11 protein-coding genes and 2 tRNA genes are annotated in these 14,823 nt (G+C 66.3%); 1 reads left to right on the plus strand and 12 read right to left on the minus strand.

What is annotated here, in order from left to right; all coding sequences use genetic code 11:
* Positions 1-3: 3 nt before the first annotated feature.
* Positions 4-1,563: a PepSY-associated TM helix domain-containing protein gene (locus VG561_RS10485; RefSeq protein ID WP_069116130.1), complete on the plus strand. Its 1,560-nt coding sequence runs from the start codon at positions 4-6 to the stop codon at positions 1,561-1,563.
* 24 nt (positions 1,564-1,587) lie between these two features.
* On the opposite strand, the gene VG561_RS10490 is transcribed toward VG561_RS10485, so the two are convergent.
* The 12 genes from VG561_RS10490 to nuoN all read right to left on the minus strand — a co-directional run bounded on the left by VG561_RS10490 (position 1,588) and on the right by nuoN (position 14,821).
* Entirely contained in the window at positions 1,588-1,992 is a 405-nt protein-coding gene (locus VG561_RS10490) for a VOC family protein (RefSeq protein ID WP_032957457.1), read from the minus strand.
* 97 nt (positions 1,993-2,089) lie between these two features.
* Complete coding sequence (locus VG561_RS10495) at positions 2,090-3,280, minus strand: glycoside hydrolase family 18 protein (RefSeq protein ID WP_262093476.1); 1,191 nt, start codon at positions 3,278-3,280, stop codon at positions 2,090-2,092.
* A gap of 280 nt (positions 3,281-3,560) precedes the next feature.
* On the minus strand, positions 3,561-5,669 hold the full coding sequence (pnp, locus tag VG561_RS10500; protein WP_046431803.1) for a polyribonucleotide nucleotidyltransferase: 2,109 nt from the start codon (positions 5,667-5,669) through the stop codon (positions 3,561-3,563).
* A gap of 151 nt (positions 5,670-5,820) precedes the next feature.
* Positions 5,821-6,081 (minus strand): 30S ribosomal protein S15, encoded by a 261-nt coding sequence (gene rpsO / locus VG561_RS10505; RefSeq protein ID WP_005417886.1) that lies wholly within the window; start codon positions 6,079-6,081, stop codon positions 5,821-5,823.
* 173 nt (positions 6,082-6,254) lie between these two features.
* A complete protein-coding gene (truB, locus tag VG561_RS10510) occupies positions 6,255-7,163 on the minus strand; it encodes a tRNA pseudouridine(55) synthase TruB (RefSeq protein WP_014647857.1) in 909 nt (302 codons plus the stop codon).
* 107 nt (positions 7,164-7,270) lie between these two features.
* Positions 7,271-7,654 carry a 30S ribosome-binding factor RbfA gene (gene rbfA / locus VG561_RS10515; protein ID WP_005410447.1) on the minus strand — a complete coding sequence of 128 codons (384 nt, stop codon included), beginning with the start codon at positions 7,652-7,654 and terminating at the stop codon, positions 7,271-7,273.
* Between the two features lie 132 nt (positions 7,655-7,786).
* Positions 7,787-10,432, minus strand: coding sequence for a translation initiation factor IF-2 (infB, locus tag VG561_RS10520; RefSeq protein ID WP_014647858.1), 2,646 nt, complete (start codon positions 10,430-10,432; stop codon positions 7,787-7,789).
* Between the two features lie 92 nt (positions 10,433-10,524).
* The gene (gene nusA, locus VG561_RS10525; RefSeq protein WP_014647859.1) at positions 10,525-12,036 is read right to left on the minus strand and encodes a transcription termination factor NusA; all 1,512 of its coding nucleotides are present in this window, start codon (positions 12,034-12,036) and stop codon (positions 10,525-10,527) included.
* A 4-nt stretch (positions 12,037-12,040) separates the two neighbouring features.
* On the minus strand, positions 12,041-12,631 hold the full coding sequence (gene rimP / locus VG561_RS10530) for a ribosome maturation factor RimP (protein WP_014647860.1): 591 nt from the start codon (positions 12,629-12,631) through the stop codon (positions 12,041-12,043).
* A 366-nt stretch (positions 12,632-12,997) separates the two neighbouring features.
* Positions 12,998-13,074: transfer RNA gene (locus VG561_RS10535), tRNA-Met, on the minus strand.
* A gap of 82 nt (positions 13,075-13,156) precedes the next feature.
* A tRNA-Met gene (locus VG561_RS10540) sits at positions 13,157-13,233 on the minus strand.
* A gap of 127 nt (positions 13,234-13,360) precedes the next feature.
* On the minus strand, positions 13,361-14,821 hold the full coding sequence (gene nuoN / locus VG561_RS10545) for an NADH-quinone oxidoreductase subunit NuoN (protein ID WP_423179562.1): 1,461 nt from the start codon (positions 14,819-14,821) through the stop codon (positions 13,361-13,363).
* Positions 14,822-14,823 lie beyond the last annotated feature (2 nt).

Raw genomic sequence — 14,823 nt, forward strand, 5'->3', positions numbered from 1 at the left:
CCCATGAAGTTCAGCTCGCAGACCCTGCGTACGTTCACCACCCTGCACACCTGGGTCGGCCTGGTTGCCGGCTTCGGCCTGTTCGTGGCCTTCTACGCGGGTGCGCTGACCCTGTTCCACCACGACCTGCCGCTGTGGCAGACGCCCGGTGCAGCCACCGCGTTGCCGGCGGGCCTGGACGACGCACAGTACCTGCTGGAAGACGTGCTGGCGGCACACCCGGAGGCCCGCCGCCACGTCGGCATGACGTTCCCCGGCGCCGAACATCCGCAACCCCTGGCCTACTGGCAGGCCGACGACGGCAGCTGGCGCTATGCCTGGCCGGGCCAGATCGCCGGCAGCCCGACGCCGCCACAGACCGGGCTGGCCGAACTGGTCAACGAACTGCACTACAGCCTCGGCCTGCCGGTGGCCGGCATCTACGTGATGGGCATCGTCAGCCTGCTGTATGGCATGGCGCTGCTGAGCGGCCTGGTGATCCACCTGCCGAAGCTGTTCGGCGACCTGTTCGCGCTGCGTCCGGGCCGCAACCTGAAACAACTGTGGCAGGACGCGCACAACGTGATCGGCGTGCTCAGCCTGCCCTTTCACCTGATGTTCGCGGTCACTGGCGCCCTGCTCTGCCTGGTGTTCGTGCAGATGGCCCTGCTCAATCCACTGATCTACGACGGCAAGGCCCTGCAGGCGGTACCGACTGCAATGGACACCGCGCCGGTGCGCGACGCCAGTGGCATCCCGGCACCGCCGGGCAGCCTGCGCCTGCTGCATGCGCGCGCGCTTGAAGTAGCCCGCGCACAGGGCGTGGCCAACTTCGAGCCGGCCTACCTGAAGCTGGCCAACGCCGGCGATGCCAGCGCCACGATCGAGATCACGGGCGAATCCACCGGCACACTCGGGCCGCTCGGTTCGGTGGCCCTGGACGTGGCCACTGGCAACGTCCTGGCCTCCCAGCTGCCGGGCCAGCGCGATGCCAACCACGCCACGCTCAGCGCCGCCTATGCCCTGCACTTCGGCGAGTTCGGCAACGGCGTGGTGGTCTGGCTGTACTTCCTGCTCGGCCTCGGCGGTGCGTTCCTGTTCTACTCCGGCAACCTGTTGTGGATCGAGTCGCGGCGCAAGCGTCGCCAGCCGCAACAGCCACGCGCCGGGGTGAACATGGCGCGGGCCACGGTCGGCGTGTGCATCGGCCTGTGCGTGGCGATCTCGGTCGCTTTCATCACCGCGCTGGTGCTGGAGCGGTTGGCACCGTCGGCGGTCGACCATGGCATCCGCTGGGCCTGCTTCGGCAGCTGGGCAGCCTGTGCGCTGTGGGCTGCACTGCGCCGCCCCGCGCAGGCGGCGCGCGAGCTGCTGTGGGCCGCAGCGCTCAGCACTGCACTGGTGCCGGTCCTGCACGGCGCACTCAATGGTGACTGGCTGTGGCGCGCCGCCGCGCGTGGCCATTGGCCGCTGTTCTGGGTCGATGCCATCGCGCTGGCCATGGCCTTCGGCTTCGCTCGCCTGGCCGTCGCCAGCCAGCGCCGCGCCCGCAACGGCGACCCCAACAGCGTCTGGGCCAACTGAGTCTTCGCCGGGCATGGCCCGGCGCTACCGCTGCGGGTGTTCTTCGCCCGGGTAACGACTCACTTCGATCAGGTTGCCATCCGGGTCGCGGAAGTACACCGATTCGATCGGTCCCAGCGCACCGGTACGTGTGGCCGGCCCCTCCTCCACCACGATGGCCTGCGCCTGCAGGTGCGCCAGCACATCGACCATTGCCGTATGCGTGACCAGGCACAGATCGGCACTGCCCGGCGTGGGTCGCAGCGCATGCGGCTGCAGTGGCGCGCTGGCCGGATGCAGGTTGATCTTCTGCTGGCCGAACTGCAGCGCGGTACGGCCAGCGCCGAAGCGCACGACCTGCATGCCGAGCACGCGCTGGTAGAAGTCACAGCTGCGTTCGATGTCGGCGACGGTGAGGACCAGGTGGTCCAGGCGTTCGAGATGGATCATGCCCAAAGCGTAGCGCCGCCGGCGTCGTCGCAATGTGCGGTGTCGGGTCGATGGCGTTGCCGCCTGGCGCCGGGCATGGCCCGGCGCCACCAGTGACTCAATCGCCGATGCGCGCCTTCTGCCACGGGCCGAGCATCGCGTTGAGCAGGCTGGCCTGCTCGTCGTCGCCGGTCAGCTCCCACATGAACACCCCGGCCAGGCCCTGCTCACGGGCGAACCGGGCACGCAGGCCGATCGAGCGCGGGTCTTCATAGCTGATGAAGATCTTCTGCACGGCGTTGTACAGCCACGGGCTCTGCGCCTGCGGCTGCCAGTGCTTCACCCAACCCGGCTGGTCGAGATAGCGCGCCTTGATCACCCGCCAGTCGCCGGCGTCGGCCGGTGCGCTGTAGGGCTGATACAGGCCATCCGGCGCATCGCCGGTGACCTTGAAGCCGCGCCCATAGAACGGCACGCCCAGCACCAGCTTGTCGGCCGGCACACCGTGCTCGCGGTAGTACTGCACCGCGCCGGCCACGTTGTTCCAGCGCCGCAGCTCCGGCGCCAGCGGATCGGCCGGCACTTCATGCAGGGGCGCATTGAAGGTCGACACCGATGAGAAGCCGGTGCCCATGTCATAGCTCATCAGGTTGATGAAATCGAACACCTTGGCCAGCGCCGGCAGGTCGTAGCTCGCCGCCGGATCATAGGGGCCATCGGTCTGCAGGCGACCGGCGGCCAGCGCGGCGCTCAGCAGCATTGGCTGCCCCACCTTGCGCCCGTGCGCGTCGAGTGCCACGCGGAACGCCTGCGCGAGCCTGGTCAGGTTGGCGCGATCCTGCGGGCGATGCGCCAGCTCCTTCGGCCCGCCACTGACCGGGAACTCCCAGTCGATATCCACGCCATCGAAGCTGCCGGCATGGTGATCGAAGAACAGTGCCATGCATGAGCCCACCAGGCGCTTGCGGCTGGCCTCGGTCAACGCTGCATCGGAGAACCCACCCGCACCCCAGCCACCGATCGAAATCAGCGTGCGCAGGTGCGGATGCGCCTTCTTGAGCTCGGCCAGCGCGGCGAAGTTCTTCGGCGCTTCCGCGCCGACCGCGCAGCGGCCGTCCTCGATGGTGGAGAACGCATAGAACAGATGGGTCAGGCGCTCGGCGGGAATGCTCGACACCGGATAGCGCTCGGCCGAGCCGCCGGGGTAGTAGGCACCGAAGATCGGCGGCGGCGCCGGCGCGGCGCGCGCAGCGATGGGCACGGCACCGGCAATCAGCACGGCAAGGACGGCCACGGTCTGGCGGAACATGGGATCTCCCGGTTCGAAGGCGCCGCCACGTTAGCAAACCGATGTGGCTGCGGGACGGTTGTCGCGGCATGTCGTCCCGTGGACAGGCGTGATCCGCGCAACCGTGACAGAACGATGGCCACGTGGCGGCGCTCACGCACTGCAGCAGGACATGCAGCGACCTGGATGAGCGGCACTGCATGACATCAAGGCAAAGAAAAAGCGGGCCGAAGCCCGCTTTTTCATTTGCGGAAGCGTGAGGACCAACGGTCCTCACCCACCGCACAATCAGCAGTACCGATTATTCGGCGCTGACGGCGTCGCCTTCTTCCACGGCCTTCATCGACAGGCGGATACGGCCCTGCTTGTCGACTTCCAGCACCTTGACCTTGACCACATCGCCTTCCTTCAGCACGTCGCCGACCTTCTCGACGCGATCGCTGGAGATCTGCGACACGTGGACCAGACCGTCCTTGCCCGGCAGGATCGTGACGAACGCACCGAAGTCCATGATCTTGGCGACCTTGCCTTCGTAGATGCGGCCCGGCTCGACGTCCGAGGTGATCTGCTCGATGCGGGCCTTGGCGGCCTGGGCAGCGATGGCATTGACCGAAGCGATGACGATGGTGCCGTCATCCTGGATGTCGATCTGGGTGCCGGTTTCCTTGGTGATGGCCTGGATGGTCGAGCCACCCTTGCCGATCACTTCGCGGATCTTGTCCGGGTGGATCTTGATGGTCAGCAGGCGCGGCGCGTAGTCCGACAGCTCTTCACGCGGAGCGGTCAGGCCGTGGGCCATTTCGCCCAGGATGTGCAGACGACCAGCCTTGGCCTGCTGCAGAGCCTGCTTCATGATCTCTTCGGTGATGCCTTCGATCTTGATGTCCATCTGCAGGGCGGAAATGCCCTCAGCGGTACCGGCCACCTTGAAGTCCATGTCGCCCAGGTGATCTTCGTCACCCAGGATGTCGGACAGGACGACGAAGCGCTCGCCTTCCTTGACCAGGCCCATGGCGATACCGGCCACCGGCGCCTTCACCGGCACGCCGGCGTCCATCAGGGCCAGCGACGAGCCGCAGACCGATGCCATCGACGAGGAACCGTTCGACTCGGTGATTTCCGAGACGACGCGGATGGTGTACGGGAAGGATTCCAGCGACGGCATGACAGCCAGCACGCCGCGCTTGGCCAGGCGACCGTGGCCGATTTCGCGGCGCTTCGGGCCCATCATGCGGCCGCACTCACCCACCGAGAACGGAGGGAAGTTGTAGTGGAACAGGAAGTTTTCCTTGTACTCACCGGCAACGGCGTCAATAACCTGGCCGTCACGGGCGGTGCCCAGGGTGATGGTCACGATGGCCTGGGTTTCGCCACGGGTGAACAGCGAGGAACCGTGGGTACGCGGCAGCACGCCGGTCTTCACGGTGATCGGGCGGACGGTGTCCAGCGCACGGCCGTCGATACGGACCTTGGTGTCCAGCACCGAGTCACGCATGGTGCGGTATTCCAGCTCGCCGAATTCCTTCGACAGCTCGGCCGGGTTCCAGCCTTCAGCGGCCACGCGACCAGCCAGGGCTTCGAACACGTCCTTCTTGATCGCCGAGATGGCGTCGCGGCGCTGCAGCTTGTCACGCACCTGGAAGGCTTCGCCCAGGCGCGGGCCGATGGCTTCCTTCAGGGCGGAGATCAGCGCTTCGTTCTTGGCCGGGGCTTCCCAGGTCGACGGCTTGGTGCCGGCTTCGACGGTCAGCTCGTTGATCGCGTTGATGACCTTCTGCATTTCGCGGTGACCGAAGGTCACGGCGCCCAGCATCACTTCTTCGGACAGCAGCGCGGCTTCGGATTCAACCATCAGCACGGCGTTGGAGGTACCGGCGACGACCAGCTCCAGCTGCGAGTCAGCCAGTTCGCTGACGGTCGGGTTCAGGATGTACTCGCCGTTCTTGTAACCGACCTTGGCCGCGCCGATCGGACCCATGAACGGGGTGCCAGCCAGGGCCAGGGCAGCCGAAGCACCGATCAGGGCCGGGATGTCACCGTCCACGTCCGGGTTCAGCGACATCACCGTGGCGATGATCTGCACTTCGTTCTTGTAGTCTTCCGGGAACAGCGGGCGGATCGGACGGTCGATCAGACGCGAGATCAGGGTTTCCTTCTCGGTCGCACGGCCTTCGCGCTTGAAGAAACCACCCGGGATACGGCCGCCGGCGTAGAACTTTTCCTGATAATCGACGGTCAGCGGGAAGAAGTCCTGGCCTTCGCGCGCGCTCTTGGCGGCGACGGCGGTGACCAGCAGTACGGTGTCGTCCATCTTGACGATGACGGCGCCGCTGGCCTGACGGGCGACTTCGCCGGTCTCAAGCGTGACGGTGTGCTTGCCGTACTGGAAGGTTTTGGTGATTTTTGCCACGGAGGGTGTCCTTGGGGATGCTGTCTGCGAATTTGGACCGTCGGCGACCCTTGCCGCCAGCGGGTGGCCGGATCGTTCCGGCCTGAATCGGGGATTGCGGTACTACAAAACAAAACCGCGGCGCATCGCTGCGCCGCGGGGGATTCGTTGCTTAGCGACGCAGGCCAAGCTTCTCGATCAGGGCCTTGTAGCGCTCGACGTCCTTCTTCTTCAGGTAGTCGAGCAGGCTGCGACGGCGGTTGACCATCTGCAGCAGGCCGCGGCGGCTGTGGTGGTCCTTCTTGTGGGTCTTGAAGTGGCCGGTCAGCAGTTCGATGCGGGCGGTCAGCAGTGCAACCTGGACTTCCGGGGAGCCGGTGTCAGCCGCGCTGCGCTTGTTGTCTTCAATGACCTTCTGGGTGTCGATCGACATTTCTTTTTTCTCTGTGATGCGTGGCCGGCAGGAACGCGCTTCGCGCACCGCCAGGCTCGCCGTGGACTACGAGGATGAAACCTGCGCGAGGCAGGTTGCCGGAAAACGGCCGCGAAATTGTAACGGCCGGGGGCGTCCGGGACAAGGACCGGGGCTGAACCGGCAGGCCCCGGTCAGAGGTTGAAACGGCGCTGCGGGGCCAGCAGGCCACTCTCGTCGACCTGGCCCAGGCCCTGGACAGCATCGTCCGGACCGAACACGGCCACCAGGCCGCGCGGCCAGGACAGGTCGCGCTGGCGCTGGCCCACGCAGAACCGGTGGGCCTGGTCGGCGTCCAGGTCGACCCTCGGGTATTCAGCCAGGCCGGCCGCCAGCGGCAGCAGCAACGCGTCCATGCCAGCCTCGTCACCGGCCTCGACCATCGCCCGCAGCTGGTCCAGGGTGACCATGGCAGGCTCGCGGAACGGCTCGACCCAGAGCCGGCGCAGCGCGCTGATGTGGGCGCCACAGCCCAGGCGTTCGCCGAGGTCGCGGGCCAGGCTGCGGATATAGGTGCCGGAACCACAGGTCACGCGCAGCCGCAGCCGTTCCGGCTGCTGCTCCAGCACCTCGATGGCGTGTACCTGCACCTCGCGTTCGGGCGCTTCGATGACGTCACCGCGGCGGGCCTTCACATACAGCGGTTCACCGCCCTGCTTCAGCGCCGAATAGATCGGGGCACGCTGGCGGATGGTGCCGGTCAGCGGCGCCAGCGCAGCCTGCAGGGCCTGGGCACTGATTGCCGGCACCGGGCGCTGCAGCAGTACCTGGCCTTCGGCATCGTCGGTATCGGTGGTCTGGCCGAGCACGATCTCGGCGTCGTAGGCCTTGGCCGAACCCAGCAGCAGGCCGGCGATCTTGGTCGCCTCGCCGAAACACAGCGGCAGCAGGCCGGTGGCCAGCGGGTCGAGGCTGCCGGTATGCCCCCCCTTCTCGGCGCGGAACAGGCGGCGCGCCACCTGCAGGGCGGCGTTGGAGCTCATGCCGGTCGACTTGTCGAGCAGCAGGATGCCATCCAGGCGACGGAACTGAATTCGGGTCATGACAGGAAAGTGTTGGGACGGGCCATGCTCGGCTGCCGCAGCGCGGCCTGCATCAGACATCGCGCAGCCGGAATGCAGCAACGCCGGGCATGCCCGGCGTCGCGCGGTTATTCTTCGTCGCTCTCGCGACGCTTCTCGGCGGCCAGCGTATCGGGCAGGTCGCGCAGGATGTTGTCGATGTGCTCACCACGGTCGACCGAGTCGTCGTAGTGGAAATGCAGCTCCGGCACGTGGCGCAGCTTCATCGCGCGGGCCAGGTCCATGCGAAGGCGGTAGCCCAGTTCCTTCAGGCCGGCCACGGCTTCAGCCGAACGTTCCGGCATCAGCGCGGTGACGAACACCTTGGCATGGGCCATGTCGCGGGTGATTTCCACGTCGGACACGCTCACCGAGGGCAACCCGTGCTCGCGCACGGCGTTGTGCACCAGGGTGCCGAGTTCACGGCGCAGCTGGGCGGAGACACGGTCGGTTCGATGGAAAGTCTTGGGCACGAGGAGCTCTTGGTTCAGTTGTCGCCCGACCAACGGTCGGGCACTACCTTTGATTCGATTGTCGCCCGACCAACGGTCGGGCGCTACAGGTACATGGTGGGGCCCGACCGTTGGCCGGGCCACCTTGCAGCATTACAGGGTGCGCGGCACTTCGATACGTTCGAAGCACTCGATCTGGTCACCCGGCTTGACGTCGTTGTAGGCCTTCACCGCGATACCGCATTCGGTACCGTTGCGGACTTCCTCGACGTTCTCCTTGAAGCGACGCAGCGATTCCAGCTCGCCCTCGAAGATCACCACGCTGTCGCGCAGCACGCGGATCGGCTTGTTGCGCTTGACCACACCCTCGATGACCATGCAGCCGGCGACGGCACCCAGCTTCGAGCTGCGGAAGACGTCGCGGACCTCGGCGATACCGATGATCTCTTCGCGGATCTCCACGCCCAGCAGACCGGAGGCCACCTGCTTCACCTGGTCGATCACGTCATAGATGATCGAGAAGTAACGCAGGTCGACACCATTGGATTCGATGATGCGACGGGCCGAAGCGTCCGCACGCACGTTGAAGCCGATGACGGTGGCCTTCGAAGCGGCGGCCGAGTTGGCGTCCGACTCGGTGATGCCACCCACGCCGGAGTGGATCACGTTGATGCGGATGTCTTCGTTGGACAGCGCGACCAGTGCCTGGCTCAGCGCCTGCACCGAACCCTGCACGTCGGCCTTGATGACCAGGTTGAGGACCTGCTGGCCCTCGCCCTTGCCCAGGGTCGCCATGATGTCTTCCATGCGGCTGCCAGCGGTGGCCACCAGGCGCGATTCACGGCGCTTGGTCTCGCGCTGCTGGGCAACGTCCTTGGCCAGGCGCTCGTCCTCGACGACCACGAAGTCGTCACCAGCTTCCGGCACGCCGGACAGGCCCAGGACCTGCACCGGGATGGACGGGCCGGCGAACTCCGGCTGCTTGCCGGTTTCGTCGAACAGCGCACGCACGCGGCCGTACTGGATGCCGCACACCAGGTAGTCGCCCTTCTTCAGGCGGCCCTGCTGCACCAGCACCGTCGCGACCGGGCCGCGGCCCTTGTCCAGCGACGATTCGATCACCACGCCCGAGGCGCGGCCTTCATCGACCGCCTTCAGTTCCAGCAGTTCGGCCTGGATCGAGATGGCGTCCAGCAGGTCGTCGATGCCCAGGCCGGTCTTGGCCGAGATCTCCACCATCTGGGTGTCACCACCGAAGTCTTCGGCCACGACCTGCTCGGACAGCAGTTCGTTCTTGACCCGCATCGGATCCGCGTCGGACTTGTCGATCTTGTTGATCGCCACGATCAGCGGCACACCCGCCGAACGGGCGTGCTGGATCGCTTCCTTGGTCTGCGGCATGACGCCGTCATCGGCGGCCACGACCAGCACCACGATGTCGGTCAGCTTGGCGCCGCGCGCACGCATCGAGGTGAAGGCGGCGTGGCCCGGGGTGTCCAGGAAGCTGATCACGCCCTTCGGCGTATCGACGTGGTAAGCGCCGATGTGCTGGGTGATGCCACCCGCTTCGCCGGTGGCGACCTTGGTGCGGCGGATGTAATCCAGCAGCGAGGTCTTGCCGTGGTCGACGTGGCCCATGATGGTGACCACCGGCGGACGCTGGGTGGCTTCGCCCTGGTTTTCACCGGTCGAGGCCAGCAGTGCGTCTTCGGCGTCGTTGTCGTTGGCGCGGATCGCCTTGTGGCCGAGTTCTTCGGTCACCAGCGCGGCGGTGTCGTGGTCGATGGACTGGGTGATGGTCGCCATCACGCCCATCTTGAACAGCGCCTTGACCACCTCGCCGCCCTTCAGCGCCAGCTTCTGCGCCAGGTCGGCCACGGTGATGGTGTCGCCGATCGCCACTTCACGCACCACCGGTGCAGTCGGACGCTCGAAGGCGTGCGGGCCGGCATTGTTGCCACCGCGCGACATGTCGCGACGGCCACCGGCCTGGTTGCGCCCGCCCGGACGACCCCGGGTGTTGCTGTTGTTGCTGTTGCCACGACGCGCACGGTCGGCGGCCGACAGGTGCATCTGGCCAGCGAAACGGTCACCCGGGCCACGCTCGTTGCGCGGCGCGCTGCGGTTGTTGCGGTCGTCGTTGCGCGGCGGCGGCGGTGCACCACGCGGCGCAGCCGGGGCTGCGGCCGGGGTGCGCGGCGGGCGCGGCGCGGTTTCGTCGATCGGAGCACGCTTGGGCTTGCTGGCAGCCAGCGTCTCGGCCGCCTTGGCGGCAGCCGCAGCTTCCTCGGCAGCCTTCTTCTCGGCCTCGGCGCGTTCCTTGGCGGCGGCCTCTTCCTCACGGGCACGGACGATGGCTTCGTCGCGCAGACGATCCTTCTCGGCCAGGGCCTGCTGTTCGGCAAGGTTGCGGGCACGCGACTCTTCCAGCTTGCGCAGGATGTCGGCGCGCTCTTCGTCCGGGGTCATGGCGCGAGCACCATCCTTGACGTAGGTACGCTTCTGGCGCACCTCGACATTCACGGTCGTCTTGCTGCGACCGGAATTGACCGTCACTTCCTGCTGCTTCCGGCGGTTGAGCGTGATCTTCTTCGCAGACTGATCGGTCTCTTCCGGGGCCTGCTCGGGCTTGCCGTGCGAACGACGAAGGAAGCCCAGGAGCTTCACCTTCTCGGAGCTGGTCACGACCTGGTCGGGACCGCTGAACTTCATGCCGGCACCGGCCAGCTGTTCCAGCAGTTTTTCGACCGGCGTGTTGACCAGTTCGGCAAGCTTGCGGATGGTGGTTTGCTGCGACATTCGGATCCTATGATCTTGTGGGCGCCCCCCCGCATGTGGAGGTGGCGCGGATTCTACGCCCTGAGCGGCTCAGGGCCCTGTTCATTGCCGGCTCATTCGCCGCGTTCCAGTCGGGCGATCTCCTCGGCACGGGCGGCCAGGATCAGCGCAGCGGCGCGCGCCTGATCCAGTCCTTCGATGCCGAAGTCCATGACCTCGTCGGCGGCCAGGTCGGACAGATCCTCGCTGGTACGCACGCCGTGGCCGGCCAGCGCGTACGCGGTGGCTTCGTCCATGCCCTTCAGGGACAGCAGGTCCTGCGCCGGCTGGCCGTCTTCAAGGCCTTCCTCGACTGCCAGGGCCTCATTGAGCAGCGCATCGCGGGCACGAGCGCGCAGCTCTTCGACGATGTCCTCGTCGAAACCTTCCACGGCCAGCAGTTCGCCGACCGGGACATATGCGATTTCCTCGACGGTGCCGAAGCCTTCGCTGACCAGGATGCCGGCGATTTCCTCGTCCACTTCCAGCTTGTCCATGAACAGCTGGCGGGCCGCAGCCTGCTCGGCTTCCGACTTGGCGGTGACCTGGTCCTGGGTCATCACGTTGAGCTGCCAGCCGGTCAGGCGGCTGGCCAGGCGCACGTTCTGGCCGCCCTTGCCGATCGCCTGGGCCAGGCGGTCTTCGGCAACGGCCAGGTCCATCGAGTGCTTGTCTTCATCGACGATGATCGACTGCACTTCGGCCGGCGCCATCGCGTTGATGACGAAGTTGGCCGGGTTGTCGTTCCACAGCACGATGTCCACGCGCTCGCCATTGAGCTCGTTGGACACGGCCTGCACGCGCGAACCGCGCATGCCGATGCAGGCGCCGATCGGATCGGTGCGCTGGTCGTGGGCCAGCACGGCGATCTTGGCGCGGTCGCCCGGGTCACGTGCACAGGCCTTGATTTCCACCAGGCCCTGGCCGACTTCCGGCACTTCCAGCTTGAACAGCTCGATCATGAATTCCGGGGCGGCACGGCTGATGAACAGCTGCGGGCCACGCGGCTCCGAGCGCACTTCGGCCAGGTAGCCGCGCACGCGGTCACCGGCGCGCAGCACGTCGCGCGGGATGCCCTTGTCCTTCGGGATGAAGCCTTCGGCGTTGCCGCCGAGGTCGACATAGATGTTGCCGCGCTCGGCGCGCTTGACCACGCCGGTGATCAGCTCACCCACGCGATCCTTCCACGCATCCACGACCTGCTGGCGCTCGGCTTCGCGCACGCGCTGGACGATGACCTGCTTGGCGGCCTGGGCAGCGATGCGGCCGAAATCCGGGTTCTCGATCTGCTCTTCGATGTAGTCACCGACCTCGACGCCTTCGGCTTCATCGACGGCGTCCATCAGGCGGATCTGGCGGTCCGGCGATTCCATGACCACGTCATCGGCCACCACTTCCCAGCGGCGGAAGGTTTCGTAGCTGCCGTCCTTGTGGTCGATGACCACGCGGGTCAGTACTTCCTCGTCGGGATAGCGCTTCTTCGCTGCCGAGGCCAGGGCGGCCTCGATGGCATCGAAGATCACTTCACGCGGCACGCCCTTCTCGTTGGCGACTGCGTCGACTACCAGCAACAGTTCCTTGCTCATTGGCTCACTCCGCGCGCGGCTTCTTTGCCGCCGGCTCGTTGGAAGAAGAATTCGTGTTCGGCTTCGGACGCTTCGGTGCCGGACCGGTCGGCTTGCTCGGGGCCAGCCCCAGCGCCACCCAGTCGGGCATGATCCGTGCCTTGTCGATGTTGTCGGCCGACACGACCACTTCGGCCTTGTCGACGATGAAAGTGATGGTCCCCGCCGCCTCGTCGGTCGCCTCGATACGACCCTGCAGGCGACGACGGTTGTCCTGCGGCAGCTTCAGCGTGACCTTGGCCGATTCGCCGAGGTGACGGCCGAACTGCTCCAGGCTGAACAGCGGACGGTCGACGCCCGGCGAGGACACTTCCAGCGTGTAATTGCCGCTGATCGGGTCCTCGACGTCCAGCTGCGCCGACACTTCGCGGCTGACCCGCTCGCAGTCGTCGACATTGATGATGCGCTCGGGCTGTTCAGCCAGCGGCACGTCGATGTAAAGGCGCAGGGTCGCACCGCCGGGGGCCGGCAGATACTCAACGCCCAGCAGCTCCAGGCCCAGCGACACAACGGTCGGGGCGAGCAGATTCGCGATGTCGGTTGCCTTGTCGCTCACAGCCTGCCTTGATCTCTATGGTTGGGTGCCGGCCTTGGCCGGCGTGGAAACGTGACGCCCCGGAAACGACAAAGGGCCCGTTGGGCCCCTTTTCCGGAAAGACTCCGGTGACTGGATTCCGGTTGCAACCTGCATTGCCTGCCGGTTGCGGCCCTCCTTCCGGGTCCGGACTCCCGCTGGGAGGCCGCCTTCAGGGGTACTGCTAGGCCGCTGATGATAGCGACTGCACCGCGCTGGTGCAAGGTGCGGACCCGGGTCAGATCCCTTTTCCCGTGGATAAGGGATCTGACCCCGATCACGCAGAAACAACGCAGACCCCAAAGAAAAACGCCCTCGAAGCAGGACTTCGAAGGCGATCTCTTTACTTGGTAGCGGGGGCAGGATTTGAACCTGCGACCTTCGGGTTATGAGCCCGACGAGCTGCCAGACTGCTCCACCCCGCATCAGAAGCGGAATCATGAGGCATTGCTGCGAAAAATGCAAGCTTTCCCTCATTCATCGAACCGGTTGGCGCCGATCCGACGTTGGTAGCGGGGGCAGGATTTGAACCTGCGACCTTCGGGTTATGAGCCCGACGAGCTGCCAGACTGCTCCACCCCGCACCGGAAGTGTTTGAACTGCTGCCCTGCTCTTTCGAGGAGGACTACCGCAACGATGTTCTGGCTGAACCGCTGCAGTGACAACTCAGGCTGCGCATATTACACGAATCGCGCAGCTTTGTGTCAACTTTCATGCAAGATGCGCAAATGCCTGCTGGCACCAGACCATGATCGGGCTCCAGGCCAGGCCCAGCGCGAGCAGCGCCAGGGCATTCACGCCCAGCACCACGCCCAGCACGCGGTCGTTGCTGCGCGGCATGGCCTCGCCCACCGGCTCATCGAAGTACATGACCTTGATGACGCGCAGGTAGTAGAAGCAGCCGACCACGGCGCACAGCACGCCGAGGATGGCCAGCCACAGCAGGCCGCCGTTGACGGCCGCGCCCAGCACCGCCAGCTTGGTCCAGAAGCCCAGGAACGGCGGGATGCCGGCCAGCGACGCCATGATGCACAGCACCAGGCCGGCCATCCACGGGTTGCGGGCGTTCAGGCCCTTGAAGTCCTCGATGTTCTCGGCTTCAAAGCCGGCACGCGACAGCGCGATGATCGCGCCGAAGGCGGCGGTGGACATGATCGCGTAGGCCAGTGCGTAGAACAGCGCGGCGGCGTAGCCCTGCGAACCGCCACCGGCGATGCCCATCAGCAGGAAGCCGATGTGCGAGACGGTGGAGAACGCCAGCATGCGCTTGAGGTTGCTCTGCGCGATGGCCATCAGGTTGCCGATGACCAGCGATACCGCGGCCAGGCCGGCAATCAGCAGCTGCAGTTCGGTCGACAGCGGGCCCACGCCCATTTCCAGCAGGCGGTAGGCCATGCCGAACGCGGCCAGCTTCGGCGCCGAGCTGATGAACAGTGCGATCGGTGCCGGGGCACCCTGGTACACGTCCGGCAGCCACATGTGGAACGGCGCGGCACCCAGCTTGAAGGCGACGCCGGCGATCATGAACACCGCACCGGTGATCAGCAGCACGCGCTCTTCCGAGTGCGGGATGGCCTCGCGGATCACATCCAGGTGCAGGCTGCCGGTGGCGCCGTAGATCAGCGACATGCCGTAGAGCAGCAGGCCCGAGGCCAGCGAACCCAGCACGATGTACTTCATCGCCGCTTCCGAGGCCAGGCCGCTTTCGCGGTTGCTGGCGACCAGGGCGTAGGAGCACAGCGCCAGCAGTTCCAGGCCCAGGTAGACCATCAGCAGGCTGCCGGCCGAGACCAGGATCATCATGCCGGCGGTGCCGAACAGGATCAGCACCGGGATCTCGCCCTGGAACAGGTCGCGATCACGCAGGTAGCGCCAGCCGTAGACCAGGGTCAGGCCGCTGAGCAGCACGATCCCGGTCTTCATCACGTCCGCGGCGGTATCGCGCACGAACATGCCATGGAAGACCTCCCCCTGCCCGCCCACGCCGGTGGCCAGCATGAACAGCACCACGGCCAGCGCAGCGAGCGAGAACAGGTGGGTGACGATCTTGTTCCGGTTGCTGACGAACAGGTCGAGGATCATCAGGGCGAAGGCGCTGCCGATCAGCACCAGCTCGGGAGCGAGCGGTGGCAGGTCAGCGGCGGTCAATGGCAGCAGCGGCGAGGTGGTCATCA

It is taken from the genome of Stenotrophomonas sp. CASM110, assembly GCF_049384345.1.
Classification (GTDB): Bacteria; Pseudomonadota; Gammaproteobacteria; order Xanthomonadales; family Xanthomonadaceae; genus Stenotrophomonas; species Stenotrophomonas muris.

What these genes read in the sequence shown, in the direction of transcription:
- VG561_RS10485 (WP_069116130.1), top strand. Translation starts at nt 4, where the DNA reads ATGAAGTTCAGCTCGCAGACCCTGCGTACGTTCACCACCCTGCACACC.
- VG561_RS10490 (WP_032957457.1), bottom strand. Translation starts at nt 1,992, where the DNA reads ATGATCCATCTCGAACGCCTGGACCACCTGGTCCTCACCGTCGCCGAC.
- VG561_RS10495 (WP_262093476.1), bottom strand. Translation starts at nt 3,280, where the DNA reads ATGTTCCGCCAGACCGTGGCCGTCCTTGCCGTGCTGATTGCCGGTGCC.
- rpsO (WP_005417886.1), bottom strand. Translation starts at nt 6,081, where the DNA reads ATGTCGATCGACACCCAGAAGGTCATTGAAGACAACAAGCGCAGCGCG.
- truB (WP_014647857.1), bottom strand. Translation starts at nt 7,163, where the DNA reads ATGACCCGAATTCAGTTCCGTCGCCTGGATGGCATCCTGCTGCTCGAC.
- infB (WP_014647858.1), bottom strand. Translation starts at nt 10,432, where the DNA reads ATGTCGCAGCAAACCACCATCCGCAAGCTTGCCGAACTGGTCAACACG.
- nusA (WP_014647859.1), bottom strand. Translation starts at nt 12,036, where the DNA reads ATGAGCAAGGAACTGTTGCTGGTAGTCGACGCAGTCGCCAACGAGAAG.
- nuoN (WP_423179562.1), bottom strand. Translation starts at nt 14,821, where the DNA reads ATGACCACCTCGCCGCTGCTGCCATTGACCGCCGCTGACCTGCCACCG.